The 26382-nt window shown below is 75.1% G+C and carries 17 protein-coding genes and 1 other RNA gene; 15 read left to right on the plus strand and 3 right to left on the minus strand.

Annotated elements, in window-relative coordinates; translation table 11 throughout:
• Positions 1 to 19: 19 nt before the first annotated feature.
• Entirely contained in the window at positions 20 to 3643 is a 3624-nt protein-coding gene (locus AC5K6T_RS24495) for an FHA domain-containing protein (protein ID WP_493212279.1), read from the minus strand.
• A 643-nt stretch (positions 3644 to 4286) separates the two neighbouring features.
• Between AC5K6T_RS24495 and AC5K6T_RS24500 the strand changes: the two genes are divergently transcribed.
• The 4 genes from AC5K6T_RS24500 to AC5K6T_RS24515 all read left to right on the plus strand — a co-directional run bounded on the left by AC5K6T_RS24500 (position 4287) and on the right by AC5K6T_RS24515 (position 9829).
• Positions 4287 to 6014, plus strand: coding sequence for a serine/threonine-protein kinase (locus AC5K6T_RS24500; protein WP_493212281.1), 1728 nt, complete (start codon positions 4287 to 4289; stop codon positions 6012 to 6014).
• A gap of 145 nt (positions 6015 to 6159) precedes the next feature.
• Entirely contained in the window at positions 6160 to 7416 is a 1257-nt protein-coding gene (locus AC5K6T_RS24505) for a serine/threonine-protein kinase (protein WP_493212282.1), read from the plus strand.
• 334 nt (positions 7417 to 7750) lie between these two features.
• The gene (gene prfB / locus AC5K6T_RS24510; protein WP_493212284.1) at positions 7751 to 8857 is read left to right on the plus strand and encodes a peptide chain release factor 2; all 1107 of its coding nucleotides are present in this window, start codon (positions 7751 to 7753) and stop codon (positions 8855 to 8857) included.
• A 315-nt stretch (positions 8858 to 9172) separates the two neighbouring features.
• The gene (locus tag AC5K6T_RS24515) at positions 9173 to 9829 is read left to right on the plus strand and encodes a hypothetical protein (RefSeq protein ID WP_493212286.1); all 657 of its coding nucleotides are present in this window, start codon (positions 9173 to 9175) and stop codon (positions 9827 to 9829) included.
• Positions 9830 to 9977: 148 nt separating this feature from the next.
• Here AC5K6T_RS24515 and AC5K6T_RS24520 read toward each other — a convergent pair whose 3' ends face one another.
• Positions 9978 to 10172 carry a hypothetical protein gene (locus AC5K6T_RS24520; RefSeq protein ID WP_493212288.1) on the minus strand — a complete coding sequence of 65 codons (195 nt, stop codon included), beginning with the start codon at positions 10170 to 10172 and terminating at the stop codon, positions 9978 to 9980.
• Between the two features lie 491 nt (positions 10173 to 10663).
• Here AC5K6T_RS24520 and ftsE point away from each other — a divergent pair, with 491 nt between their 5' ends.
• From ftsE to ssrA, 5 genes are all read left to right on the plus strand, one after another.
• Positions 10664 to 11353, plus strand: a complete 690-nt coding sequence (gene ftsE / locus AC5K6T_RS24525; protein WP_493212290.1) for a cell division ATP-binding protein FtsE — start codon at positions 10664 to 10666, stop codon at positions 11351 to 11353.
• A gap of 34 nt (positions 11354 to 11387) precedes the next feature.
• Positions 11388 to 12305, plus strand: coding sequence for a permease-like cell division protein FtsX (gene ftsX, locus AC5K6T_RS24530; RefSeq protein WP_493212292.1), 918 nt, complete (start codon positions 11388 to 11390; stop codon positions 12303 to 12305).
• A gap of 67 nt (positions 12306 to 12372) precedes the next feature.
• Positions 12373 to 13539 (plus strand): S41 family peptidase, encoded by a 1167-nt coding sequence (locus tag AC5K6T_RS24535; protein ID WP_493212294.1) that lies wholly within the window; start codon positions 12373 to 12375, stop codon positions 13537 to 13539.
• Positions 13540 to 13617: 78 nt separating this feature from the next.
• Positions 13618 to 14157, plus strand: a complete 540-nt coding sequence (gene smpB / locus AC5K6T_RS24540; RefSeq protein ID WP_493213445.1) for an SsrA-binding protein SmpB — start codon at positions 13618 to 13620, stop codon at positions 14155 to 14157.
• 110 nt (positions 14158 to 14267) lie between these two features.
• Positions 14268 to 14636: a transfer-messenger RNA gene (gene ssrA, locus AC5K6T_RS24545) on the plus strand.
• Between the two features lie 462 nt (positions 14637 to 15098).
• On the opposite strand, the gene AC5K6T_RS24550 is transcribed toward ssrA, so the two are convergent.
• On the minus strand, positions 15099 to 16115 hold the full coding sequence (locus AC5K6T_RS24550) for a LacI family DNA-binding transcriptional regulator (RefSeq protein ID WP_493212296.1): 1017 nt from the start codon (positions 16113 to 16115) through the stop codon (positions 15099 to 15101).
• Positions 16116 to 17144: 1029 nt separating this feature from the next.
• Here AC5K6T_RS24550 and AC5K6T_RS24555 point away from each other — a divergent pair.
• From AC5K6T_RS24555 to AC5K6T_RS24580, 6 genes are all read left to right on the plus strand, one after another.
• On the plus strand, positions 17145 to 18713 hold the full coding sequence (locus AC5K6T_RS24555; RefSeq protein WP_493212298.1) for a hypothetical protein: 1569 nt from the start codon (positions 17145 to 17147) through the stop codon (positions 18711 to 18713).
• Positions 18713 to 20911, plus strand: coding sequence for a bifunctional polysaccharide deacetylase/glycosyltransferase family 2 protein (locus AC5K6T_RS24560; RefSeq protein WP_493212300.1), 2199 nt, complete (start codon positions 18713 to 18715; stop codon positions 20909 to 20911). Before AC5K6T_RS24555 ends, AC5K6T_RS24560 begins: the two co-directional genes overlap by 1 nt.
• Positions 20908 to 22536 (plus strand): acyltransferase family protein, encoded by a 1629-nt coding sequence (locus AC5K6T_RS24565; RefSeq protein WP_493212302.1) that lies wholly within the window; start codon positions 20908 to 20910, stop codon positions 22534 to 22536. The genes AC5K6T_RS24560 and AC5K6T_RS24565 overlap by 4 nt, the downstream gene beginning before the upstream one ends.
• 226 nt (positions 22537 to 22762) lie before the next feature.
• A complete protein-coding gene (locus tag AC5K6T_RS24570) occupies positions 22763 to 24181 on the plus strand; it encodes a nitrate/nitrite transporter (RefSeq protein WP_493212304.1) in 1419 nt (472 codons plus the stop codon).
• A gap of 143 nt (positions 24182 to 24324) precedes the next feature.
• On the plus strand, positions 24325 to 25476 hold the full coding sequence (locus AC5K6T_RS24575) for a uroporphyrinogen-III synthase (protein WP_493212305.1): 1152 nt from the start codon (positions 24325 to 24327) through the stop codon (positions 25474 to 25476).
• Positions 25477 to 25650: 174 nt separating this feature from the next.
• Positions 25651 to 26247: a CGNR zinc finger domain-containing protein gene (locus AC5K6T_RS24580; protein WP_493213447.1), complete on the plus strand. Its 597-nt coding sequence runs from the start codon at positions 25651 to 25653 to the stop codon at positions 26245 to 26247.
• The last annotated feature ends 135 nt before the right edge of the window (positions 26248 to 26382 follow it).

The following is a 26382-nucleotide window of genomic DNA, read 5'->3' on the forward strand; positions in this document are numbered from 1 at the left end:
GCGCGGGCGGGCCCGCCGGTCACAGGAGCGAGGGCACCTCCGCGGCGGCGACCTCGCGGGCCGCGCGCTGCAGGGCGCTGGCCAGCAGCGCCAGATCCGTGGGGCCGTTGCCCAGCTCGCGGACCGGGCGGCGGGCCGGCGGGTCGCCCAGGCGCTCCCAGTCCAGCGGTACGACCGTCGGCCGCAGCGTCGCCGTCCGGGGGATCCGGCCGGTGACCCGGCCGCCCTGGAACGCGGTGCCGCGGCCGTCCGTGCCGGTCAGCACGCCCCGGCCGGGCGCCGGTTCGTCCGGGCCCGGCACGGGCGCGTCCAGCGTGACCCGCAGCGTCGCCCGGTGGGCCGGCTCCGTCCCCGCCGTACGGTCGTCCTGCGCGGTCGCCGCCACCAGGTGCACCCCGAGCCGCCCGCCGTCCCGGGCCACCGCCTCCAGGGCCCGTGTCACGGACCCGGCCGCGGGCCGGCCGGGCGAGCCCAGCGCGGGGGAGACCAGGGCGTCGAGGTCGTCCACGACCACCACCAGGCGGGGCAGCTCGGGCGGCGCCGCAGCCGATCGGTTCCGGGCCGCGGCGGGGCGCAGCCGCAGGGTCGAACTGGGCGGGGAGCCGAGGTCGTCGGCGCCGGGCGAGGACGCCGTACCGGGCGTGGGCGCGGTCCCCGGCGCGGCGCGCTGGGTCACGAGGCGGCCGGAGACCTCCCGCCGGGTGTGCCGGGCGGCGAAGTCCCCGGGCCCGAGCAGCTCGGCGCGCCGCTTCAGCTCCGCGCTCAGCGACTGGGCGAACTCCCGCATGCGGACCGGGTCGTTGGCGAGGAGGTGGGTGGTGACGTGCGGGATGTCCGTGCACACGTGCAGCCCGTCGCCGTGGCCGCTGCCCGCGCCCACGCTGTCGCGGCCGTCCACGAGCACCATCCCCAGCCGGTCCGGGCGCTCGGCCGCCGCCAGCGAGGCGACGACCGCGCGGAGCAGTTCGGTGCGGCCGCTGCCCGCCGGCCCCTCGATCAGCAGGTGCGGGCCGTCGGCCGCGAGGTCGGCGGTGACGGGACCGCGGGAGCCCGCCCCGAGCACGGCGACGGCCCGGCCGCCGGGTGCGGCGCCGTCGTCGGCGGCCCAGCGCGCCCGCAGCGAGGCCGGGGTGGCCCGGGCCAGTCCCAGCTCGTCCAGCAGTCGCGCCGCGTGCGGCAGCGGGGCGGAGGCGCGGGGCCGGTCCTCGGGGGAGCTCTCCGTGCGCAGCGGGGCCAGCGCGCGGGCGAACCGCTCGGCCCACGCCGCGGAGACGGCGTCCACCGTGCCGAGGGTGCCGTGGCCCACGGGGGCCCGGCGTCCGCCCTGACCGGGGCCGGCCACCCGCAGCAGCCGCAGGGCGCCTGCCACGTCGCCGCTGAGCAGGGCGACGGTGCCGCACGCGCGGAAGGCCGGCACCACCGAGCAGGCCGCCTCGTAGGTGTCGGCGACCGGTGAGGCGGGGGAGGCCGCGGAGGTCTCGGCCAGGCACAGCACATGGATGCCGGCCTGCGGCCCGTCCGCGGACAGCCGGGCGACCGCGTCCCGCAGCCCGGCGGCGCCCGGGTCGCCGTCGACGACCACGACCGTGTACGGGCCGGGGAACCCGCCCACCGGGTCCGGTCCCTCGTCCTCCGCGGCCCAGGAGGGGCGTCGGGGGGCCCGGGGAGCGGGCACGGGCACGGGGACGGCCGGGGCCGTGGAGGCTCCGGCGACCGAGGCGCCGGGCGCGGTGGAGGGCCCGGCGGCCGGTGACACTCCGGCTGCTCCGGCTGCTCCGGCTGCTCCGGCTGCACCGGCTGCACCGGTCGGGCCGGGCCCGTGGAGGGCGGTGTGCGCGTCCGCTGCCGCGGGCCCGGTGGCGGACGCCGGGGTGCCTGCCGCCGCGGTCGCGCCGGCGCGGGCGCCGGCCTTCCGCGCGGGCGGCGCCGTCGCGCCACCCGGTGCCGTGATGCCACCCGGTGCCGTGGTGCCGGTGCCGGCCGGAGCGCCGGTGCCCGTCCGGGCGGGAGCGGCCGGCCCGGTGGCGCCGCTCCGGCCCACGGGCGAGGCCGGCCGGCGGGTGTCGTGGACGCCCTCCGCCTGATGCTCGTCCAGGCGGCGCAGCAGTTCCCCGGCGCGGGCCGCGGCCTGCTCGCGGTCGTAGGCGACGAGCAGCCGGCAGTCCTGGCCGTGGCCCGGACGCAGGTGCGGCAGCCAGCCCAGCCACGCCCACTCGGCGGTGCGCTCCGCGACGGGCCGGGCCCGGTCGGTGCTGATCAGCACGATGTCCAGGGTGTCCGGGGAGTGCAGTGCGGCCAGCTGGGCCAGAACCGCACGGGCCAGGCCGGACAGCCGCGGGCGCGGCCCGGCCAGGCCCAGGGCGCCCGCCTCCCGCAGTCCGGCGGTGACGGGCACGACAGGGAGCAGGCCGGAGCCGTCCGGCGCGGTGCGGTCGGCGGTGCCGAGCCGCACGGTGAGGGCCTCCGGGTGGCCCGGCCCGCGCTCCCACAGCCGGAGGCCGGGGCCGAGCGCGGTCAGCAGCAGCGCGGCCGGATCGGGCCAGGTCTCCGGCGGACCGGGCACCCCGCCGGCGCGCCGGTCCGGGGCGCCGGCGGCGGGGAGACCGCGCCCCTCGGGGACGTGGGTGACGGGGGCCGCGGGAGCGGTGGCGTCGTCCGGGGCCGCCTGGGTGCGGCCGGCGGCGAGCCGGCGCGCCCAGGCGGACAGCCCACCGCGGCGGCGGCCGTCCCGGCCGGGCTCCGCCGGGCCGGCCGGGGGCTCGGCCGGGGCCGGCCCGTCCGGGAGGCCGTCCGCCTCCCCCTCCCCGAAGCGGCCGGCCCCGGACCGGCCGGCATGCGTGTCGGCGTCGGACGGGGCGCGGCGCTCGATGAGCGGCGCCCGGCCCTGGCCGGGCACGACGGGCGGTGCCCCCGGGGTCCGCTCGGGTCCGTCGGGGGCGTCCCCGGGCGGCCCGGCCTGCTCCGCGAGGCGGGGCGTCACCCGGATGTGCCCCTCGCCGTCGGGGGTGGCGGCGAGGCGGGCGGGCGGGCCGCCGGCCGGGGCGGACAGCCGCAGCGCCGACTCACCGATCCTCAGCAGCGCGCCCGGCGCGAACCGCACCGGCCGTGCACCCACGCGGGTGCCGTCCAGCCGGGTGCCGTTGGTGGAGCCCAGGTCCGCGACCGACACCCGGCCGTCGGCGGCCAGGGTCACCGCGCAGTGCAGCCGCGACACGTCCGGGTCGTCGAGCGGGACGTCGGCTTCGGCGGAGCGGCCGATCCGGACCCGGCCGCCGTGCAGCAGGTGCACCCCGCCCGCGTCCGGGCCCGCGACCACGTGCAGCCGGGCCGGGGCGGTGTCGACCTCCGGGTGCGGCTCCGGTCCCGTCGGGGCGCCCGCGGACAGCACCGCGCCGTCCGTCAGCGGCGGCTCGCCGAGGGTGCAGCGCTGCACGTCCAGCCGCTGCGTCCCCGCGTACAGCACGGCCGTGCCGCGCTCGGGGCGGTCGGCGGCACCGTCCCCGGCGACCGCCGCGGCCAGTGCCGACGCCACCGCCGCCAGGGCCGTCCCCGCGGGCGCGGTGACCAGCACGTCGCGGCTCACGGCCCGGCCGCGCGCCTCGGCGGGGCCGTGCGGGTCTACGACGGTCAGCCGGATCTGCATCGCCGTCAGCGGTCCCTTCTGCGCGCGCGGGCGCGGACTCCCCCCACCACCGCACGAGCACATCGGCCAGTAACTGGACGCATCCTCGCACCTGCCACCGGCACCGCGCCCGCCGCCCGCCGACAAGTGATCTTGATTGGTCGGCTCTGCCCGCAAAAGTGCCTGACCGGTGCCCCACTGGCGATCAGTTGAGATCGGTCACGTCCGCTCCGGGGCAACCGTGCGACCGAGGGGAGCGTCTTTCCTGCGAACCTTTGCGCATCCGGGCCGTGAGGCGCCGCTCGGTCCCGGGGCGACGACAGGCGGTACCCCCAGGGTGCGGCACTACAGTGGGTCGGAACACCCGCGAGCGATCGTGAGCGGGCCGGGACAAGGCGCGGCAGGCAGCAGCAGGCAGGCGGCGGCCGCCGGGCGACCGCAGGCAGCTGCGGGCACCCGAGGCGACCGCAGGCAGATCACGGGTGGCCACAGGTGACCACAGGTGGTCACCCGGGGCCACCCGGGGTCACCCGGGGTCACCCGGGGTCACCCGGGGTCACCCGGGGTCACCCGTGCCACAGGTGACCCCGAGCAAACAGCAGGCAACCGCAGGTGAACCGCAAGCAGACCGCAAGCAGACCGCAAGCAACAGGGAGCGCATGACGTGCGGCCGGTAGGCAGCAAGTACTTCCTTGAGGAGCCGCTCGGCCGCGGCGCCACAGGGACCGTCTGGCGAGCCCGCCAGCATCAGACGGCCGGCGCCGAGGCGGCCGTACCCGGACAGCCCGGCGAGACCGTCGCCATCAAGGTCCTCAAGGAGGAGCTGGCCGGCGACCCCGACATCGTCATGCGGTTCCTGCGGGAGCGCTCCGTCCTGCTCCGGCTCACCCACCCCAACATCGTCCGGGTCCGCGACCTGGTCGTCGAGGGTGAGCTGCTGGCTCTCGTCATGGACCTCGTGGACGGCCCCGACCTGCACCGCTACCTCCGGGAGAACGGCCCGTTCAGCCCGGTCGGCGCCGCCCTGCTCACCGCCCAGATCGCCGACGCGCTCGCCGCCAGCCACACCGACGGCGTGGTCCACCGCGACCTGAAGCCGGCGAACGTCCTGCTGCGCCAGGACGACGGCCGGATGCACCCGATGCTGACCGACTTCGGCATCGCCCGCCTCGCCGACTCCCCGGGCCTGACCCGCACCCACGAGTTCGTCGGCACCCCCGCGTACGTGGCCCCCGAGTCCGCCGAGGGCCGGCCGCAGACCTCCGCCGTCGACGTGTACGGCGCCGGCATCCTGCTGTACGAGCTGGTCACCGGCCGCCCGCCGTTCTCCGGCGGCTCCGCCCTCGAAGTCCTCCACCAGCACCTCAGCGCCGAGCCGCGCCGTCCGTCCACCGTGCCCGAACCGCTGTGGACGGTGATGGAGCGCTGCCTGCGCAAGAACCCCGCGGAGCGGCCCAGCGCCGAGAGCCTGGCGGGGGGCCTGCGGGTCGTCGCCGCGGGCGTCGGCGTGCACGCGAGCTCCGCCCAGATCGCCGCCGCCGAGAACGTCGCGGCCCTGCTCGCCCCCGACCCGGCCCCCGCCGCCGTGCCGGGGTCCGCCGACTCCACCCAGGTCCTGCCGCCGGGCGGGCTCGGCGGCTACGCCCCCGACGCCGCCACCAGCGTGCTGCCGCAGACCGGCCCCGCGGGTTCCGCCGACCCCACCACCGTGCTGCCGAACGCCGTGGCGGCCGATCCGACCGCGGTCCTGCCGCCCGTGCCGCAGAACCAGCCCGGCGCGCCCGAGGACCCGCACCCCTGGCAGTCGCAGATGCGCGCGGCCCGCGACCGCAACGAGCAGACCCAGGTCCAGTACCTCGACCCCAGCCAGGACCCGCTGCGCCGCCGCCCCCAGCGGCAGGTCGCCCGGCCCCAGCAGCAGCCCCCGGCCCAGCCGCCCGGGCAGCCCCCGGCCCAGCCGCCCCAGCACCGCCGGCAGCAGGGCCCGCCGCCCGGCTACGGATACCCGCAGCAGCAGCCGCAGCACCAGCAGCCGCCGCAGCGGTACGCCCCGCCCGCGCCGCCGCAGCACCAGCAGCGGTACGCGCCGCCCGCCCCCGCTCCGCAGCCCCAGCAGCCCCAGCAGCCGCAGCCGCCCCAGCCGCCCGCACGTGAGCCCCGTCAGCCGCGCCCGCGCAGCGCCAACCCGATGCGCATCCCCGGCCTCGGCTGCCTCAAGGGCTGCCTGTTCACGCTGGTCATCCTGGTCGTGGCGGGCTGGCTGGTCTGGGAGCTGAGCCCGCTGCAGAGCTGGCTCGGCACCGGCAAGGGCTACTGGGAGCAGCTCGGCGACTGGCTCGGCACGGTCACCGACTGGATCGGGCGGCTGGGCGACAACGTCCCCTCCTCGTAGCGGGCTCGTCGCCGGGCCCGGCAGCCGGGCCCGCGGGCGAGTCTGTGGATTTGTCGACACCCAGCGGGTGATTTCCGTCTCCACGGTGAAGGCCGGCTCGTCGGGCGCGTACTTTAAGCGACAACACGCGTCTGTAGGAGCAGTCTTGGCACGGAAGATCGGCAGCCGGTACACCGCGAACCAGATCCTGGGACGGGGCAGCGCCGGCACGGTGTGGCTCGGCGAGGGGCCCGACGGACCCGTCGCCGTCAAGCTGCTGCGCGAGGACCTCGCCTCGGACCAGGAGCTCGTCGGGCGCTTCGTGCGGGAGCGCACCGCCCTGCTCGGCCTGGAGCACCCGCACATCGTCTCCGTGCGCGACCTCGTCGTCGACGGCAACGACCTCGCCCTCGTGATGGACCTGGTCCGGGGTACCGACCTGCGCACCCGCCTCGAACGCGAACGCCGCCTCGCGCCCGAGGCGGCCGTCGCGATCGTCGCCGACGTCGCCGAGGGCCTCGCCGCCGCGCACGCCGCCGGCGTGGTCCACCGGGACGTCAAACCGGAGAACGTCCTGCTGGACATGCAGGCACCGCTCGGCCCCGGCGGCGCCCACCCGGCCCTGCTGACCGACTTCGGCGTGGCCAAGCTGATCGACTCGCCCCGCCGCACCCGCGCCACGAAGATCATCGGCACGCCGGACTACCTCGCACCGGAGATCGTCGAGGGCCTCCCGCCGCGCGCCGCGGTCGACATCTACGCCCTCGCGACCGTGCTGTACGAGCTGCTGGCCGGCTTCACCCCGTTCGGCGGGGGACATCCGGGCGCGGTGCTGCGCCGCCATGTCACCGAGACCGTGGTGCCGCTGCCGGGCATCCCCGAGGAGCTGTGGCAGCTGCTCGTCCAGTGCCTCGCCAAGGCGCCCGCCTCCCGGCTGCGCGCCTCCGAACTCGCGGCCCGGCTGCGCGAGCAGCTGCCGGCCCTGGCCGGGATGCCGCCGCTGGACGTGGACGAGCCGGACCAGGAGCCGGAGCGGGCCGCCGAGCCGGAGCACGCCGCGCCGGGCGCCCCGGTGCCGGCCGGTCCGGCGTCCGGAACCCGCGAACGCCGGGGCGCGGTCTCCCTCGTCCCCGGAGCCAGGCCCGACTCCAACCGGGACACGCACACCTCGATGCGGGTGCCCGGCCCCGACGAGCTGGCCGGCGGGGCCCGCGGGACGGCCCGCGCGCCCCGCGCCTCCGGCGCGCCGCGGCCCGGCTCCGCCCGGCACCGGGCCGTCACGCGGCGGCGCCGGCTGACGCTCGGGGCGGCCGCGGTGGCCCTGGTCGCCGCGGTCGGGGCCGGCACCTGGGCGGCGACCTCCGGCAGCGGCTCCGACGCACCCCGCGACGACCGCCCCGGCTCGTCCCCCGCAGCTCCGTGAGGCCGCCCGGACGGCGGCTCCGCCCCGTCCCCGGCGGTTCGCCGGGGCCGCCCGGACGGTGATCCGGGCCCCCGTCCCCGGCGGTTCGCCGGGGCCGCCCGGACGGTGATCCGGGCCCGTCCCCGGCGCTCACCAGGGCTTCCCGTGGCGGTGTGGGCGATGCCCCGTCCCGTCCGTCAGGGCTCCCGGGGCGGCCCGGCCCGACCGCCCCTCGGCCCGTCCCCGGCGGGTGCGGGGCCCGTCCCCGGGGCCCGTGGGACGGCTCGGGCCCCGCTTCCGGCGTCCCCGGGACCGACCGGCTCTCGGTACCCGGCGGAGCCGTTACGCTGGGAGCGTGGCAGTCGTCGACGTATCCGAAGAGCTCAAGTCCCTCTCCTCGACCATGGAGTCGATCGAGGCCGTCCTGGACCTCGACGCGATGAGGGCAGACATCGCCGTGCTCGAGGAGCAGGCGGCCGCGCCGTCCCTGTGGGACAACCCGGACGAGGCGCAGAAGATCACCAGCAAGCTGTCCCACCTCCAGGCCGAGGTCAGGAAGGCCGAGGGGCTGCGCGGCCGGATCGACGATCTTGCCGTGCTGTTCGAGATGGCCGAGGAGGAGGACGACCCGGACACCCGCGCCGAGGCCGAGTCCGAGCTCGCCGCCGTCCGCAAGGCGCTGGACGAGATGGAGGTCCGGACGCTGCTCAGCGGCGAGTACGACGCCCGTGAGGCGCTCGTGAACATCCGCGCCGAGGCCGGCGGTGTCGACGCGGCCGACTTCGCCGAGAAGCTCCAGCGCATGTACCTGCGCTGGGCCGAGCAGCGCGGCTACAAGACCGAGGTCTACGAGACGTCGTACGCGGAGGAGGCCGGCATCAAGTCGACCACCTTCGCCGTGCAGGCGCCGTACGCCTACGGCACGCTCTCCGTCGAGCAGGGCACGCACCGCCTCGTGCGCATCTCGCCCTACGACAACCAGGGGCGGCGGCAGACGTCCTTCGCCGGCGTCGAGGTGCTCCCCGTCGTGGAGCAGTCCGACCACGTCGACATCGACGAGTCCGACCTGCGCATCGACGTCTACCGGTCCTCCGGGCCCGGCGGCCAGGGCGTCAACACGACCGACTCGGCCGTGCGCATCACCCACCTCCCGACCGGCATCGTCGTCTCCTGCCAGAACGAGCGGTCGCAGATCCAGAACAAGGCCACCGCGATGAACGTGCTCCAGGCGAAGCTGCTGGAGCGGCGCCGCCAGGAGGAGCAGGCCAAGATGGACGCCCTCAAGGGCGACGGCGGCAACTCCTGGGGCAACCAGATGCGTTCGTACGTCCTGCACCCCTATCAGATGGTCAAGGACCTGCGCACCGAGCACGAGGTCGGCAACCCGGAAGCGGTGTTCAACGGCGAGATCGACGGGTTCCTGGAGGCCGGCATTCGCTGGCGCAAGCAGCAGGAGAAGTAGACCTGTCGACAAAGCCGGTCGCGCTGACCGACGTGACGGCCGGACCTCAACCGCCCCTGGAAGCAGGGGCGGTTGCGTTCTGTACGGGTTCCGTCGCTCGCCCGCGCGCTCAATTTCCCTCATAGGGGCCGGAGTTGGGGCATTGCCCCCGCAACGGCCTTGACGTTGCTGTGAAAAATGGGAAGGGTGAGGGGCGGCGTGCGTACGTACGGGACGCATGTGATCCGGGGGTCCCGTTCGTCCGGTCCGCCTCCGTCGATCACGGTCCCGAACGCGCTGCCTCACCGACGATCAGCTACTGGGGGTAGCAGCAGTATGACCAACAAGACGCGGGTCCGGGTCGCGCGCATAGCCGCGGGCGCCGTGATCGCCGCCGGTGCCTCGCTGACCGCCGCGGGCGCCGCTTCCGCCGCCGAGGGCGACGACTGCGTCCTCGGTGTCCTGTGCGCCGAGGAGTCGCCGAGCACGGAACCGACGGACCCGGAGCCGACCGACACCGGTGTCCCCACCGATCCGGAGCCGACCGACCCGACGACGGACCCGGAGCCGACGGACCCGACGACGGACCCGGAGCCGACGGACCCGACGACGGACCCGGAGCCCACCGACCCCACGACGGACCCGGAGCCCACCGGCGGTCCGGTGGAGCCGACCGAGGACCCCGTCGAGACCGACGGCCCCACGGACGGGCCGGGCAACGGCACCGGCGGCGGCAACGTCACCGACCCCGACGGCGGCTCCGGCGAGTCGGCGCAGAACGAGGGCACCTCGGCGCTGACCGACACGGGCGAGTCCGGCACCGGCGGTTCCGGTGCGGCAGCCCAGGGCGGCGGCGACGAGCTCGCCGAGACCGGTGCGGGTGCCGCGCAGATCACGTTCCTGCTGGTCGGCGCCGCGACGATGATCGCCGGTGGCATCGGCTTCCGCGTGCTGCCGCGCCTCGCCGGCGGCCGGGGCGGCGCCACCGCCTGAGCGGCCGCAGCCCGCGACGCACGAGAAGAGGCCCGGAGCGACTGCTCCGGGCCTCTCCGTCGTCTCCGTCGCCCTGCCTGAGGTGCGGGGGCCGACGGGCCTCGGTGCCCAGGGCCCTCACGCGGTGCGGTGGGTGCTCACGTGCCCGTCACGCGGTCTGGTGGGCGGCCAGCAGGGCCACGGCCGCGACCAGGACGGCCAGCAGGGCGATCAGCGCCGTCGGGTTCAGACCGGCGAGGAAGTTCTCCTGCTGGAGACGTTGGCGGTTGGCCCGGCAGACCGGGCAGCGGCCCTCCGCGACGGGGGCGGCACAGTTCGCGCACACCAGCCGGTCGTACGTCATGCGCTTGCCCTCCTCGTGCCGGTTGCTGTCTCAAGAACGCCCCGAGGGGTGGGAAACGTTCCCCCTCCACTGTGCCAGGTTCCGTCCCGGGGTGCGCCGGATCGGCCCGGCCGGGCCGTTTCCGCCCCGCACGGCTACCGTCCGTGCCCGCCCGCTGCCCGCCCGTGCCCGCCGGCTGCCCGCCCGTGCCCGGCCGTTCCCCGGTGTCGTGCCGTGCCGTGCCGGGCCGGGCCGGGCCGGCGTGAGCCGGTGAGCCCTCCCGGTCGCGGCGCCGGGCACCCCCGCGGCGCCCGCCGGCCGGTTCCGCCGTGCCCGCCGCCTGCTCGGGAGGCCTCCCGGCCGTGCGGCCGTCCCCGGGGCGACTGCCCACGGGGCACCGGGATACGCGCAAAACCGCACAAGCTACGCGCTTCCACGGGCGGCGACTGCGCGTGCGCTCCCGGTTCGCGTATGGTCACGCACATCTACCCCCGGCGACCCGTGGTGCACCCGTGATCCGATTCGACAACGTCTCCAAGGTCTACCCCAAGCAGGGCCACCCCGCACTCAGGGATGTGTCCCTGGAAGTGGAGAAGGGCGAGTTCGTCTTCCTCGTCGGCTCCTCCGGCTCCGGCAAGTCCACCTTCCTGCGGCTGATCCTCCGCGAGGAGCGGGCCAGCCACGGGCACGTGCACGTGCTGGGCAAGGACCTCGCGCGCCTGTCCAACTGGAAGGTGCCGCACATGCGCCGCCAGCTGGGGACGGTCTTCCAGGACTTCCGGCTGCTGCCGAACAAGACCGTGGCGGAGAACGTCGCCTTCGCCCAGGAGGTCATCGGCAAGTCCCGCGGCGAGATCCGCAAGTCCGTGCCGCAGGTGCTCGAACTCGTCGGGCTGGGCGGCAAGGAGGACCGGCGGCCCGGCGAGCTGTCCGGCGGTGAGCAGCAGCGCGTCGCCATCGCCCGCGCCTTCGTGAACCGGCCCAAGCTGCTCATCGCGGACGAGCCCACCGGCAACCTCGACCCGCAGACCTCCGTCGGCATCATGAAGCTGCTGGACCGGATCAACCGGACCGGCACCACCGTGGTGATGGCGACGCACGACCAGAACATCGTGGACCAGATGCGCAAGCGCGTCATCGAGCTGGAGAAGGGCCGCCTCGTCCGCGACCAGGCGCGCGGCGTCTACGGCTACCAGCACTGACGACCGGATCCACGGAAAGGCTTGACCAGACGCCATGCGCGCCCAGTTCGTACTGTCGGAGATCGGTGTGGGTCTCCGCCGCAATCTGACGATGACCTTCGCCGTCGTCGTGTCCGTCGCCCTGTCCCTGGCCCTGTTCGGCTGCTCCCTGCTGATGAGCGACCAGGTCACCAGCATGAAGGGCTACTGGTACGACAAGGTCAACGTCTCCGTCTTCCTCTGCAACAAGAGCGACGCCGAGTCCGACCCCAACTGCGCCAAGGGCGCGGTCACCAAGGACCAGAAGAAGTCCATCCTCGCCGACCTCGACGAGATGTCCGTGGTCGAGAAGGTGGCGTACGAGTCGCAGGACGAGGCGTACAAGCACTACAAGGAGCAGTTCGGCGACTCGCCGCTGGCCAGCTCCCTCACGCCGGACCAGATGCAGGAGTCCTACCGCATCAAGCTCAAGGACCCGGAGAAGTACGAGGTCGTCGCCACCGCCTTCGACGGACGCGACGGCGTGCAGTCCGTGCAGGACCAGAAGGGCATCCTCGACAACCTCTTCGGACTGCTCAACGGCATGAACTGGGCCGCGCGGGCGATCATGGCGCTGATGCTGGTGGTGGCGCTGATGCTGATCGTCAACACGGTGCGCGTCTCGGCGTTCAGCCGCCGGCGTGAGACCGGGATCATGCGGCTGGTCGGCGCCTCGGGCTTCTACATCCAGGCGCCGTTCATCGCCGAGGCCGCGGTGGCCGGACTGATCGGCGGCGTCGTCGCCTGCAGCTTCCTGGTCGCCGCCCGCTACTTCATCATCGACCACGGCCTGGCCCTGTCCGAGAAGCTCGACCTGATCAACTTCATCGGCTGGGACTCCGTGATCGGCACCCTCCCGCTCATCCTCGTCACCAGCCTCCTGATGCCGTCCCTTGCCGCATTCTTCGCGTTGCGCAAGTACCTGAAGGTGTGACACACGCCCCGAGGGCCGTACGGTCAAGCGGCCGTACGGCCCTTTCCGTTGTCCTAGACTCACCGCCATGTCAGGTCGTGACCTGTTCTGTCAGCCCCGCCGCATCGGCCGCGGGGCCGCCCTGACGTTGATGTTCGCCGGTGTGCTCGCCGCCGGGGCGGCCACCGGGTCGCTGCCCGGCGCCGGGGCGCGCGAACCCGCCCCCGACGCCACCCGCACCACCGCCGCGTCCGTGCACCGCGAGGAGGTCGCCGAGGCGGCCGCCGAGGCCATGGCCGACGGCAAGTCCCCCATGGAGGCCGCCGAACGCGCCGTGAGCCGCAGCGGCGACCGGTGGGGAGCCGTCTACTCCGAGGGCGAGTACCGGGAGTTCACCGAGGCACTGGACGGGCGCTACACCGGCGTCGGACTGTCGGCGCGCCGCGGACGGGACGGGCGCATCGAGGTCGCCGCGGTGAGCCCCGGCTCGCCCGCGGAGGCCTCCGGGGTCCGGGAGGGCGACCGGCTGCGCAGCGTCGACGGCCGCACCGTGGCGGGCCGCCCCGTCACCGAGGTCCTCTCGCTGCTGCGCGGCGACGCCGGTGACACGGCCGTCGGCACGCCCGTACGGCTCGGCCTGGAGCGCGGCGCGCGCGCGTGGACCGTGACCCTGCGCCGGGCGAGCCTGTCCACCGAACCGGTGACCGTGCGGGACCTGCGCGGCGGCGTCACCATGATCAAGGTCGCGGCGTTCACCAAGGGCTCCGGCCAGAGCGTGCGCGACGCCGTGCGGCGGGCCCGGGACGGCGCCGGGATCGTCCTCGACCTGCGCGGCAACTCCGGGGGCCTGGTCACCGAGGCCGTCACCGCGGCCTCCGCGTTCCTCGACGGCGGCTTGGTCGCCACCTACGACGTCGAGGGCGAGCAGCGCGCGCTGCACGCCCGCACCGGCGGCGACACCGAGCGCCCCCTGGTCGCCCTCGTCGACGGCGGCACCATGAGCGCGGCCGAACTGGTCACCGGCGCGCTCCAGGACCGCGGCCGGGCCGTCGTGGTCGGCGCCCGCACGTTCGGCAAGGGCTCGGTGCAGATGCCGAGCCGGCTGCCCGACGGCTCCGTCGCCGAACTCACCGTCGGCCACTACCGCACCCCCGCCGGACGCGCCGTCGACGGGCGCGGCATCACCCCGGACCTGGAGGCCGACGCGGAGGCCCTGCGGCGCGCGGAGACGGTGCTGACCGGACTCGGCCGCTGAGCGGGGCGCCCGCGGGGAAAACGGCTTCCCGCCGACCCCCTCCGTAGTGCGAAAATGGACGGCACTATGAGCAAGGGAATGTACGTACCGAAGGAGTCCCAGCCCAAGCGGGGCGGGACGGCCGCCAAGGCCAAGGACGGCGAGAAGGGCGGCAAGCGCAAGATCGTCGCGCAGAACAAGAAGGCCCGGCACGACTACGCGATCATCGACACCTACGAGGCCGGTCTGGTGCTCTCCGGCACCGAGGTGAAGTCGCTGCGCCAGGGCCGGGCCTCGCTGGTCGACGGCTTCGTCCAGATCGACGGGGGCGAGGCCTGGCTGCACAACGCCCACATCCCCGAGTACAGCCAGGGCAGCTGGACCAACCACTCCGCGCGCCGCAAGCGCAAGCTGCTGCTGCACCGCGAGGAGATCGACAAGCTGGCGGCCAAGTCGGGGGAGACGGGCCACACGATCGTGCCGCTCGTCCTGTACTTCAAGGACGGCCGGGCGAAGGCCGAGATCGCCCTCGCGCGGGGCAAGAAGGAGTACGACAAGCGCCAGACGCTGCGCGAGCAGCAGGACCGGCGGGAGTCGGACCGGGCCATCGCCGCGGCGAAACGGCGGCAGCGCGCCTAGCGCGGGCCCGGTGGCGTACGACGCCGGGAATACGCTGGCACGCCGGGGCGTCGGTCACGTACGATGGCATCTGCACCGCACAGCAGGTGCGCGGATTGAAAAATCAACATGGGGATGATCGGTTTCGACAGCGGCTGTCGAAGCAGGGGAAGCGTGTCGAGGAAGCGGCCATGATCTCGTAAACCACAGGCCGAAACAAATAATCGCCAACACCAAGCGCGATTCCTTCGCCCTCGCTGCCTGAGTAGCGACTTGCGAAGTGTCAGCCCGGGGCTGTTCCCGACCCGGATCCTGGCATCAGCCAGGGAACTAAACCTTGATCCCGGTCACGGGGTGAAAAGGGAAATCTCACAGTGACTGAGCCCGTCGGAGACTTGTCCGCGTGATCTCCGGGGCCGAGAAAATCAGAGCGGACTGCACACGGAGAAGCCCTGGTTCCGCACCGTTGGACGCGGGTTCGATTCCCGCCATCTCCACGTACCCCATGTGGGCAAGGCCCCGTCGCTTCCGAGGACGCTGTTGGTTCAGCGTCCTTCCGAGCGGCGGGGCCTTCTGCCGTCCGCCGGTGCGGCCTGCCCGTCGGCGAGGGCGCCTCGGCGGTGGACCGGCGGGGCCGGCGCCGACCAGGCCGCCGACGCGTCCGACACCGTCGCGGGCTACCCGCACCGGGTGTACCGGGACGCGCACGGGCGGACGGTCGTGGAGGCGTACGGCATCACCGGCATGGGGCACGGGCAGCCCGTGGCCCCCGGCACCGGCGGCGACCGGTGCGGGGCGGCGGGGGCGTACCTCCTCGACGTGAACCTGTGCGCGGCCTCCCGCACGCCCGTGCCCGGGGACTGGACACGTCCCTCCGACGAGCGGCGGCCGGCCCGCGGCCCGCGTACCCCGGGGCCGCCCGGCGGGCCCGATTCCCCGTGGGCCGCCCGGTGGCCGCGGCACTACGGGGAGACGGACGGCCGGCGCGCCGTGCTCGCCCGTACCGTCAGCCGCGGCGCCAGGGACGTGAGCCGCGGCACGGGTGAGCCGGCCAGCTGGTCGACGAGGAGTTCCACGGCCCGCCGCCCGATCTCCGCGGCGGGCAGCGCCACCGACGTCACGGGCACCCGCACCGACTCGGCCAGGTCCTCCGGGCCGATCGCGGTCACCGACACGTCGTCCGGCACCCGCAGCCCGAGCCGCTCGAACGCGTCGATCAGCGGCTCCAGTACGGCGTCGTTGTGCACCACGACCCCGGTCGGCGCGGGCTGCTCCCGCACCAGCCGGTCGGCCGCCCGGCGGGCCGCGGAGGGCGCCTGCTCACAGGGGTGCACCCGGGCGGCCAGCCCCGACCGGGCGGCGGCCTCCGTGAAGCCCCGCGCCACGTGCCGGGCGTACGCGGTGCCCCGCGCGTACACCTCCGGCGGCGGCCCGACCAAGGCCACCGTCCGGTGCCCGAGCCGCGCCAGATGGTCCACGCAGGCCTGACCCGCCGCGTGGAAGTCGAGGTCGACACAGGTCAGCCCGGCCGGCTCGGCGGGCAGCCCGATCAGCACCGACGGCCGGTCCAGGGCGCGCAGCAGCGGCAGCCGGGCGTCGTCGAGCTGGACGTCCGTCACCATCACCGCGTCCGCCGGGGCGGTGTCCGCGAGCCGCCGCAGCCCGTCCTCGCCGTCCTCCTCGGTGAGCAGCAGCACGTCGTGGTCGTAGCCGCGCGCCGCGGTGACGACCGCCATCGCGAGCGCCATCATCGCGGGCACGTGCACACCCGTCCGCAGCGGCATCGCCAGGGCCAGCACCTTCGACCGCCCGCCCGCGCGGGGGCGCGGTCCCGGGTGGGGCCGGTAGCCGAGCTCGCGGGCGGCCGCCTCCACCCGGCGCCGGGTCTCCTCGGAGATCGGGCGCTTGCCGCTCAGGGCGTAGGAGACGGTGCTCGGGGCGACCCCGGCACGCCGCGCCACATCGGTGATCCTGACCATCGGTCCAGCTCGCTCACAGGCGTTGCAGGTCTACTGCAGGGGCCGTCCGTACCGTCGAAGCGCTTTCGGCAGGACGCTATGCGGGGGGTCGGGGAGCGTCAATGGGACCGGAGGGAAATGGCTTTGGAGGGTGCGTGGTCGGGCGGGAAGTGATCCGTCCCCGCCGGGGACGGGCGTGGCGGTGCCCGGCCCGGGCGGGGACGGGGGAGCGGCGCGGCGCGGGTGAGTGCCGGTCCGGGGCGGCGGGCGCGGGGGCGGATGCGCCCGGTGCGGTGGGTCCGCGTACGCCGGAGCGGAGGCGGCGCGCTCGTCACCTGTCCGAGGGGCGGGCGTCGGCGGCACGTCACTCCATCCGATGGTCCGGGACGCCGAACGGCCCGGGTTGGATCACGTCCTGGTCACGGATTCCTGTGTATTGCGGGGTGGTCGTTCCAGCCACGGCCGAGGCGGTCCCCCGGCTACCCCGGGAACCGATCCCCCCACTGTCCGTGTCCCTGATGGGGAGAAAGCGGCTGGTGCATCCCCTTCGCGAGCCGTGGCGGCCGACCGCGGCGGAGATCGCCGCGCGCGGCGACAGGCTTCGGCCACGTGACGAAGAGTGATTTCCAGCCATCGATGGGAAGATCATGTCGGTTTGTCTGTCCCGGTCCGGAACCAGAGCACATGGAGGTGCGCTACATTCTTGGCCTGAGCACAGTGTGGTAAATGGGGCGCTCGACCCAGGGTGGGGGCCTGTTTCGAACGACGGGTGCTCGGCGTCGGACTCGCACCCAGACCTGTCCCGTGGGGGGATGTAAGCACGTGAACACTTGGCGAGAAGACGCCCAACCCGAGTGGCCGGAGGCCGCGTCCGGGACGTCCGGCACTCCGACGTCGCCCCCCGGGCCCTCCACCTCGTTCCCGTCGTCTCCGTCGGTCCCGTCGTCCTCGTCGTCCCCTTCGCCCTCACCCGCCGCCGCCGCCTCCTCCTCCTCCTTCGCCCCGCCGTCCGCCGCGACGGGTCCCGGCGCGGGGCCGGGCTCCGACGGGATGTGGCTGCTGCCGGACATCGCCGGGCGGCCCGCGACGCGAGCCGAAGGGGACGCCGACGCCACCGCCGTCCTCCCCAAGGCCGTCCGGCCGCGGCAGTCGCCCGAGTCGGGCGGCCCGGGTCCGCTGCCGCGCAGAGAGCGGGGCGGCGCGCCCCGCCTCGGCACTCCCCCCGCGACCGGCGGCGCCACCGGTTCCGCCGGAACCGACTGGTTCGCCCGCCCCGGCAAGACCCCGGCCGGCTCCCGCACCGCGTCCGGCGCGTCCGCGGCTCCCGACGGGACACGCGCCGCGTCGTTCTTCGACGCCGCCGCCGGGCCCCGCCGCGACCCCGCCGGTGCGCACGGCGACCCCGCCGGCTCCTACGGCCCGTCCGGAGCCCCCTACGGCGGGTTCGGACACGGCGCATTCGACCGCGCCGCCGGCACACGCAACGAGCCGCAGGGCACGACCGGGGCCGCCGGCGCCGCCGCTGACGTGTTCGTCGACGACACCACCTCGGCAGCAGCCGCCGCCACCGCCGCCCTGCCGACCGCGGCCGGCCGGCACCGCTCCGGCCACGCCCCGGACGCCGACGCGACGGCCGTCCTGCCGTACGCGGACGGACACCACCCGAGCGCCCGGGCGGACCGCGCGGACGCCGTACCGTCCGCCCCCCGCGACCCGTGGGCCGACACCGACGACGCCGGACCCGGACCGTCCCCCGAGGCGAGCGCCGCCCCCGCCGACGCGCAGGAGCACGACCCGCACGAGGTGACCGTCCAGATGGACGCCGTGCAACTCGGCGACGTGACGCTGCGCCCGGTCAAGGGCGGCACGACCGTTCAGGACGCGGACGCCCCGGTGTTCGTCGACGAGACGGGCCGACGCAGCCGCCGCTGGCGCCGGCTCGGCATAGCCGTGGGCCTCGCCTGCGCCGTCTACGCCGTCGTCATCGTCATGACCCTGCTCTCCGGCAGCTCGGACGCGCCCTGGCTGCCCGTGCCCGAGAACGACGACGAACCCGCCGGCCAGGTCGAGACCCCGCTCGTGCCGAGCGAGTCGGTGCAGCCGTCCGGCAGCGCCGTCCCCTCCTCACCGGCCTCCGCCCCCACGGCCTCCGCCGGCACGGCCGCGGCGACCCCGGGCACGGGTCCCGCCGCACCCGGCGCCTCGCCCACCGCCGACCAGCCCGGCACCACCGCCGACCCGGCCCCGACCGGCACCGGGGGCACCGGCCCCCAGCCCGGCACCGGCGCCACCCAGCCCGCCACCGACCCGACGCCGACGGCCACCACCGGGCCCGACCCCGAGCCGACGACGCCGACCACGGAACCGACCGCACCCGACCCGACCGAGGCGGGCACCGGCGGCACCACCGGCGGCACCACCGCAGGCGGCACCGGCACCACGGGCGGCACGGGCACCGGCACGACCGCCAACGGCCCCGTCGCCTCCGACGGCATCGGCTCCGACCGGTCCGGCGGCGACCGGACCACGCTGTCCGTGATCTCCGCCCGCTCCGGCCCCACCGCGGTTCCCGCGTTCTCCACCGCTCCCTCCTCCCCGTCCCCGGAGTACGTCCTCTGATGGCATCCCGCACCCGCCGTCCCAGGCCCCGAGCAGGGACACGGGACGGCTCCCAGCGCCGCCGTGTCCCCATGCGCCTGCTGCTCCCCGCGCTCGTCCTCGTCGCCCTGATGGCGATGCTGATGCTGCGCGGGTACGTCCACAGCGAGATCCTCGCCGACCACCGGGTGCGCGACCCCGCCCCCACCAGCAAGGTGCCCGAGCGCATCCTGGAGGGCGGCCCGGTCATCGACACCCGCGGCGGCCGGGCCGTCACCCTCAGCGTCGAACGCCACCGCCTGGTGCTCACCTTCGACGACGGACCCGACCCCGAGTGGACGCCGAAGGTCCTCGACGTCCTGAAGAAGCACGACGCGCACGCCGTCTTCTTCGTCACCGGCACCATGGCCTCGCGCTACCCCGGCCTGATCCAGCGCATGGTCGACGAGGGCCACGAGGTCGGCCTGCACACCTTCAACCACCCCGACCTCTCCTACCAGTCGCCCGACCGCATCGACTGGGAGCTGTCGCAGACGCAGCTCGCCATCACCGGCGCCGCCGGCATCCGCACCTCCCTGTTCCGCCCCCCGTACTCCTCCTTCGCCGACGCCATGGACAACAAGTCCTGGCCGGTGACCGAGTACATCGGCAAGCGCGGCTACATCACGGTCGTCAACAACACCGACAGCGAGGACTGGCAGAAGCCCGGCGTCGACGAGATCATCCGGCGCGCCACGCCCGAGCACGGCGAGGGCGCCATCGTGCTGATGCACGACTCCGGCGGCGACCGCCACCAGACGGTCGAGGCCCTGGACGAGTTCCTCCCGCAACTGCAGTCCGAGGGCTACAAGTTCCAGAACCTCACGGAGGCCCTGGGCGCGCCCAGCGCCCACACCGAGGTGACCGGGGCCGACCTGTGGAAGGGCAAGGCGTGGATCTTCCTGGTCCAGGCCTCGGAGAAGATCACCACCGGTCTGGTGGCCGGGCTGGCCGTCATCGGCACCCTGGTCATCGGCCGCTTCGTGCTGATGCTGCTGCTCTCCGCGCTGCACGCCCGCAGGGTGCGCCGCCGCGGCTTCCGCTGGGGTCCGCCGGTCACCGAACCGGTGTCGGTGCTGGTGCCGGCGTACAACGAGGCCAAGTGCATCGAGAACACCGTCCGCTCCCTGATGGCGAGCGAGCACCCCATCGAGATCCTCGTCATCGACGACGGCTCCAGCGACGGCACCGCGCGGATCGTGGAGGCCATGGGCGTGCCCAACGTGCGGGTGATCCGCCAGCTCAACGGCGGCAAACCCTCCGCCCTCAACCGGGGCCTGGCCAACGCCAGCCACGACATCGTCGTGATGATGGACGGCGACACCGTCTTCGAGCCGTCCACCGTCCGGGAACTCGTCCAGCCCTTCGGCGACCCGCGGGTCGGCGCCGTCGCGGGCAACGCCAAGGTCGGCAACCGCGACTCGCTGATCGGCGCCTGGCAGCACATCGAGTACGTGATGGGCTTCAACCTCGACCGCCGCATGTACGACGTGCTCGGCTGCATGCCGACGATCCCCGGCGCGGTCGGTGCGTTCCGCCGCTCCGCGCTGGAGCCCATCGGCGGCATGAGCGACGACACGCTCGCCGAGGACACCGACGTCACGATGGCGCTCCACCGCGACGGCTGGCGCGTCGTCTACGCGGAGAACGCCCGCGCCTGGACCGAGGCCCCCGAGACCGTCCAGCAGCTGTGGTCGCAGCGCTACCGCTGGTCGTACGGCACCATGCAGGCCATCTGGAAGCACCGCAGGGCGGTCGTGGAGCGGGGACCGTCGGGCCGCTTCGGCCGCGTCGGCCTGCCCTTCGTCTCGCTGTTCATGGTGGTGGCGCCGCTGCTCGCCCCGCTGATCGACGTGTTCCTGCTCTACGGCGTCGTCTTCGGCCCGACCGAGAAGACCATCGGGGCGTGGCTGGGCGTGCTGGCCATCCAGGCCGTCTGCGCCGCGTACGCCTTCCGCCTGGACCGGGAGCGCATGACGCACCTGATCTCGCTGCCGCTCCAGCAGATCCTCTACCGCCAGCTGATGTACGTGGTCCTCCTCCAGTCCTGGATCACCGCCCTGACCGGCGGCCGGCTGCGCTGGCAGAAGCTGCGCCGCACCGGTGTCGTGGAGGCACCGGGCGGACCGGCCCCGCGGCAGCGCGCGGCCGCCGACGACGACCGGAGGCCGGTGGGATGAGCCAGGGACGGACGACGGGCCCCGACCCGTCCTACGGGTCGGCGTACGACGCGCTGTACGGCGCGGGCAGCCCGCAGCCGGCGCCCCACGGCGGGCAGACGCCCCCGGACGCAGGGGCACCCGGCCGGGCACCGGCCCACGACGGCGCCGCGCCGGGCGGGGCGCAGGAGTACGGCATACCGCAGCAGCGGGTGACGGACCCGGCGGCCGGGCACCCGGGCCCGCGCACGGGCGCGTACCCGCCGCCCGACCCGCAGGCGCGCCCGGCCCGGGACGCGGGCGGGCCCCCGGCGCAGGAGCCCGCCGCGCCGGAGCCGGCCGCGGCGCCCGCGGCCCCGAAGCGGGCCTCGGGCCGCGACCGCTACCTCGACCTGCTCCGCTCCATCGCCCTGGTGCGCGTGGTGGTCTACCACCTGTTCGGCTGGGCCTGGCTGACGGTGCTGTTCCCGTCCATGGGCGTGATGTTCGCGCTGGCCGGCTCGCTCATGGCGCGCTCGCTGAACCGTCCGGCGTGGGGCGTCATCCGCGGCCGGGTCCGCCGGCTGCTGCCGCCGATGTGGGCCTTCGGCGCGGTCGTGCTGACGCTGATGCTGGCGGGCGGCTGGAACCCGTCGAAGAGCTCCGACGACAGCCCCACCTGGGCCCTGCTGAAGCTCGTCAACTACATCGTGCCGATCGGCGCCCCGCCCTACCCGTGGCAGCTGGGATCCAGGTCGGGCCTGCTGGAGGAGACCTGGGCGGTCCAGGCGGCCGGCCCGCTGTGGTACCTGCGCGCCTACCTGTGGTTCGTGGTGGCGTCCCCGCTGCTGCTGTGGGCGTTCCGCCGGCTGCCGTGGGCGACGGTGCTCGCGCCGCTGGCGCTGACGGCGGTGGTCGGCACCGGCCTGGTGAGCATCCCCGGCGAGACGGGCAACGCGGTCACCGACTTCGCGGTGTACGGCGGCTGCTGGGTGCTCGGCTTCGCCCACCACGAGGGCCTGCTGAAGCGCATCCCGCGCTACATCGCGGTCTCCTGCTCCGGCCTGCTGATGGCGTTCGGCCTGTGGTGGGCCTCGGGCCACCTCGGCCCCGACGGCTGGGACCTCAACGACATCCCGCTGTCCCAGGCCACCTGGTCGTTCGGGTTCGTCGTCATCCTCCTCCAGTACTCGCCGTCCTGGCAGGAGCTCCCCGGCCGCCTCGCCAGGTGGGACAAGCTCGTCACCCTGTCCAACAACCGCGCGGTGACGATCTACCTCTGGCACAACATGCTGATCATGGCGACGGTCCCGCTCATAGACCTGGCCTACAACCTGCCCTTCATGGACGACCGGCGGGCCGGCGGCGCGCTCGACGCGACCTACTCGATCTGGATGTTCTGCCTGGTGTGGCCGCTGATCGCGCTGACCGTCCTCGGCTTCGGCTGGATCGAGGACCTGGCGGCCAAGCGGAAGCCGCGGCTGTGGCCGAACGGCACCCGCCGCGGCGGAGCCGGCCGCGAACGCCCCTCCGGCCGGACCGGCTCCGGCGGTACCGGGTCCGGCGGTACGGGGTCCACCGGTACGGGGTCCACCGGCTCCGGGGCCCGGGGCCCCGGCGGCGGGACCCCGCGCGGACGCAAGGGGTCCCGCCGCCGCACCGCCTGACCGGAGCCTCTCCCGGCGCTCCCGCGCCCGCCTCCCGCGGCGGCGCGGGAGCGCCGGCGGCGCCCGGCCCGCCCGCGACCTCTCAGCCGCCCGGTGCCCCGGGTGAGAGCAACGTTCCCTTCCGGTCACCCGCGGCCACAGTGCGGAAACGCGCTCTTTCTACCTTCGGTGCTCAGCCACTCCCTCTCACACCCACACCTGAGCCCCGGAGCCCCGTGGAGGCGTCATGACTGCAACCGGTACGAGCCCCTCACCCCCCGCAGGCCCCCCCACCGCACCCGCCGCACACCGCGGGAGCCGCTGGATCGAGCGGTGGGACCCCGAGGACGAGGCCTTCTGGGAGGCGGAGGGCCGCAAGGTCGCCCGCCGCAACCTGACGTACTCCGTCCTCTCCGAGCACATCGGGTTCTCGGTGTGGAGCATGTTCTCCGTGCTGGCGCTGTTCATGGGGCCCGAGTACGGCATCGACCCCGCCGGCAAGTTCTTCCTGGTCGCCGTCGCCTCCCTGGTCGGCGCGATCCTGCGGGTGCCCTACGGCTTCGCGGTCGCCCGGTTCGGCGGCCGGAACTGGACCGTCTTCAGCGCGGGCCTGCTGCTGGTGCCCGCCACCGCCCTGCTGGTCGTGATGGAGCCCGGCACCTCGTACTCCACGTTCATGGTGGTCGCCGTCCTCACCGGCGTCGGCGGCGCGAACTTCGCGTCCTCCATGACCAACATCAACAACTTCTACCCGCAGCGCCTGAAGGGCTGGGCGCTCGGCATGAACGCGGGCGGCGGCAACATCGGCGTCGCCGTCGTGCAGCTGCTCGGCCTCCTGGTCATCGGCGTCGCGGGCGCCGGACACCCCCGCGTCCTGCTGTCGGTGTACATCCCGCTCATCCTGGTGGCGACCGTGCTCAGCGCCCGCTCCATGGACAACCTCGCCCCGGTCCGCAACGACACCGGCGCCGCCAAGGAGGCCCTGCGCGAGCCGCACACCTGGATCATGTCGTTCCTCTACATCGGCACCTTCGGCTCGTTCATCGGCTACAGCTTCGCCTTCGGCCTCGTCCTGCAGAACCAGTTCGGCCGGACTCCGCTGCAGGCCGCCGCGCTCACCTTCGTCGGCCCGCTGCTCGGCTCCCTGATCCGGCCCGTCGGCGGACAGCTCGCCGACCGGCTCGGCGGCGCCCGGGTCACCCTGTGGAACTTCGCGCTGATGGCCGTGGCGAGCGCGGTCATCGTCGCCGCCTCGGTCCGCGAGTCGCTGCCGCTGTTCATCGCCGGGTTCATCGCCCTGTTCGTCCTCACCGGCATCGGCAACGGATCCACGTACAAGATGATCCCCGGCATCCACCGCGCGAAGGCCGCCGCCCGCGGCCTGACCGGTGAGGCCGCCGCCGTGCACGCCCGTCGGATGTCCGGCGCCGCGATGTCCCTCATCGGTGCCGTCGGCGCGCTCGGCGGCCTCGGCATCAACCTCTCGCTGCGCCAGTCCTTCCTCTCGGTGGGCAGCGGGACCGGCGCGTTCGTCGCCTTCCTCGGGTACTACGGGCTGTGCTTCCTGGTCACCTGGGCCGTATACCTTCGCCGCCCGGCAGCCCAGCCGCAGCCCGGAACCACCGCGTCGGAGCCGGAGCCGCAGCTCGACTACGCCGAGGTGTGAGCGGCACCACACGACGGCCGCCGTAACGGCGGCGCAATCGAGCGGAACCGAGCCTGTCACGTGACGTTGACAGGCTCGGCCGCGTGCACATGCACCAGGGGCCGACGCGCCCCGCTGACCCGATCGAGTGCGGGACGAGAGCTATGTACGACGAGACGCAGTCACCGGAGCACGGCCCCCTCGCGGGCTTCACCGTCGGAGTGACCGCCGCGCGCCGCGCCGACGAACTCGCCGCGCTGCTGCAGCGCCGCGGCGCCTGCGTGCTGCGTGCGCCGGTCCTGCGGATCGTGCCGCTCGCGGACGACGGCGAACTCCTCGCCGCCACCAAGGACCTGATCGACCGGCTCCCGGACGTCGTGGTGGCCACCACCGCGATCGGGTTCCGCGGCTGGGTCGAGGCAGCCGACGGCTGGGGCCTCGGCGAGCTCCTCCTGGAGCGGCTGCGCGGCGTGGAACTCCTCGCGCGGGGCCCGAAGGTGAAGGGCGCGATCCGGGCGGTGGGCCTGACGGAGGAGTGGTCGCCGTCGTCGGAGTCGATGGCGGAGGTGCTGGACCGGCTGCTCGCGGAGGGCGTCGACGGCCGCCGTATCGCCATCCAGCTGCACGGGGAGCCGCTCCCGGGGTTCGTGGAGTCACTCCGGGCGGGCGGTGCCGAGGTGATCGGCGTGCCGGTGTACCGGTGGATGCCGCCCGAGGACCTCGCGCCCGTCGACCGCCTCCTGGACGCCGCCCTGGCGCGCGGGGTGGACGCGGTCACCTTCACCAGCGCCCCCGCGGCGGCGTCCTTCCTCGCCCGCGCCGAGGAGCGGGGGCTGCTCCCGCAGCTGCTGTCCGCCTTCCACCACGACGTGCTGCCGGCCTGTGTCGGTCCGGTGACGGCACTGCCGCTCCAGGCCCACGGGGTCGACACGGTCCAGCCCGAGCGGTTCCGGCTGGGCCCGCTCGTGCAGCTGGTGTGCCAGGAACTGCCCGCCCGCGCCCGCTCCCTGCCGGTCGCCGGCCACCGGATCGAGATCCGCGGCCACGCCGTCCTCGTCGACGGCGTGCTGCGCCCCGTCCCCCCGGCCGGCATGTCCCTGCTGCGCGCCCTCTCCCGCCGCCCCGGCTGGGTCGTCCCCCGCGCCGACCTCCTCCGGGCCCTCCCGGGCGCGGGCCGCGACGAACACGCGGTGGAGACCGCGATGGCCCGCCTGAGGACGGCCCTGGGCGCCCCCAAACTCATCCAGACGGTGGTCAAACGGGGCTACCGCCTCTCCCTGGACCCCACCACGGACACCAAGTACGCCGAGGCGTGACCCCGTTGGAGCGGGGAGTGGAGGATTCCGGCCGTGGCCGGGCCGCCGGGCGCCGCAATCATGGCCCGGATCCTCCGGTTTCGGGGGGTGTTCAGCGGGGGTGGGGGCGGGCACTGTGGAGGAGGGGCGTGGGGCTTCCCGGTGTCGGTCCGACCGCTGGGCGGTGGCATGTGCATGATAGAGGCGGCGGGTGCGGGTGCCCGGGGACTCCGGTTCGACGCCGGGAGGGTGTGTCTCGACCTGCTGGCCACCGCGCACCCGGCCGAGCGGCTCGGGTCGGTGGACGTGCTGCGGGCCTGGATCACCGGGAGCGGACTCGTGCCGGCCGGGACACCGCTGGACCACGCCGACGCCCGCTGGGCGGACCGCTTCCGTGAACTCCGGGCCGTCGTACGGTTGCTCGTCGACGCCCAGCTGGCCGGGCGGCCCGCCCGCGAGACCGCGCTCGGAAGCCTGAACCTCCTCGCCCGGCCCGCGCCTCCCGCGCCGTACGCCGTCCGCGCCGCCGACGGCGGCCTCGTCCGCGCCCTGGACGGGCGGCCCGAGTGCGCCGCCCTGGTCGGCGCCGTCGCGCGGGACGCCGTCGACCTGCTCACCGACCCGGCCGCGCTGGGCGCGCTGCGGCGCTGCGCCGGCGACAACTGCCCCCTCGTGTACGTCGACACCTCCCGGGGACGTCGCAGGCGCTGGTGCTCGAGCGAGGTGTGCGGGAACCGCGAGCGGGTCGCCCGGCACCGCCGGCGCGCGGCCGCACCCGGCGGCCGGGGCTGAGCGGTCCGCCCCGCGGCGGCGGGGGCTGAGCGGTCCGCCCCGCGGCGGCGGGGGTGCCTGCGCGGCGCTCCCCGGGGGCTGACGGGGCGCCGGGGAACCGGCGGGCGGTGTGAGGTGCGCAACAGGGCAGGAGAA

The sequence above is a fragment of the Streptomyces sp. B8-7 genome (assembly GCF_058833805.1).

Excerpts from the sequence above, each read along its gene's own strand:
- AC5K6T_RS24495 (WP_493212279.1), bottom strand. The coding sequence starts at position 3,643 with ATGCAGATCCGGCTGACCGTCGTAGACCCGCACGGCCCCGCCGAGGCG.
- AC5K6T_RS24515 (WP_493212286.1), top strand. The coding sequence starts at position 9,173 with ATGACCAACAAGACGCGGGTCCGGGTCGCGCGCATAGCCGCGGGCGCC.
- AC5K6T_RS24520 (WP_493212288.1), bottom strand. The coding sequence starts at position 10,172 with ATGACGTACGACCGGCTGGTGTGCGCGAACTGTGCCGCCCCCGTCGCG.
- ftsX (WP_493212292.1), top strand. The coding sequence starts at position 11,388 with ATGCGCGCCCAGTTCGTACTGTCGGAGATCGGTGTGGGTCTCCGCCGC.
- AC5K6T_RS24535 (WP_493212294.1), top strand. The coding sequence starts at position 12,373 with ATGTCAGGTCGTGACCTGTTCTGTCAGCCCCGCCGCATCGGCCGCGGG.
- smpB (WP_493213445.1), top strand. The coding sequence starts at position 13,618 with ATGTACGTACCGAAGGAGTCCCAGCCCAAGCGGGGCGGGACGGCCGCC.
- AC5K6T_RS24550 (WP_493212296.1), bottom strand. The coding sequence starts at position 16,115 with ATGGTCAGGATCACCGATGTGGCGCGGCGTGCCGGGGTCGCCCCGAGC.
- AC5K6T_RS24555 (WP_493212298.1), top strand. The coding sequence starts at position 17,145 with ATGTGGCTGCTGCCGGACATCGCCGGGCGGCCCGCGACGCGAGCCGAA.
- AC5K6T_RS24560 (WP_493212300.1), top strand. The coding sequence starts at position 18,713 with ATGGCATCCCGCACCCGCCGTCCCAGGCCCCGAGCAGGGACACGGGAC.
- AC5K6T_RS24565 (WP_493212302.1), top strand. The coding sequence starts at position 20,908 with ATGAGCCAGGGACGGACGACGGGCCCCGACCCGTCCTACGGGTCGGCG.
- AC5K6T_RS24570 (WP_493212304.1), top strand. The coding sequence starts at position 22,763 with ATGACTGCAACCGGTACGAGCCCCTCACCCCCCGCAGGCCCCCCCACC.
- AC5K6T_RS24575 (WP_493212305.1), top strand. The coding sequence starts at position 24,325 with ATGTACGACGAGACGCAGTCACCGGAGCACGGCCCCCTCGCGGGCTTC.
- AC5K6T_RS24580 (WP_493213447.1), top strand. The coding sequence starts at position 25,651 with ATGATAGAGGCGGCGGGTGCGGGTGCCCGGGGACTCCGGTTCGACGCC.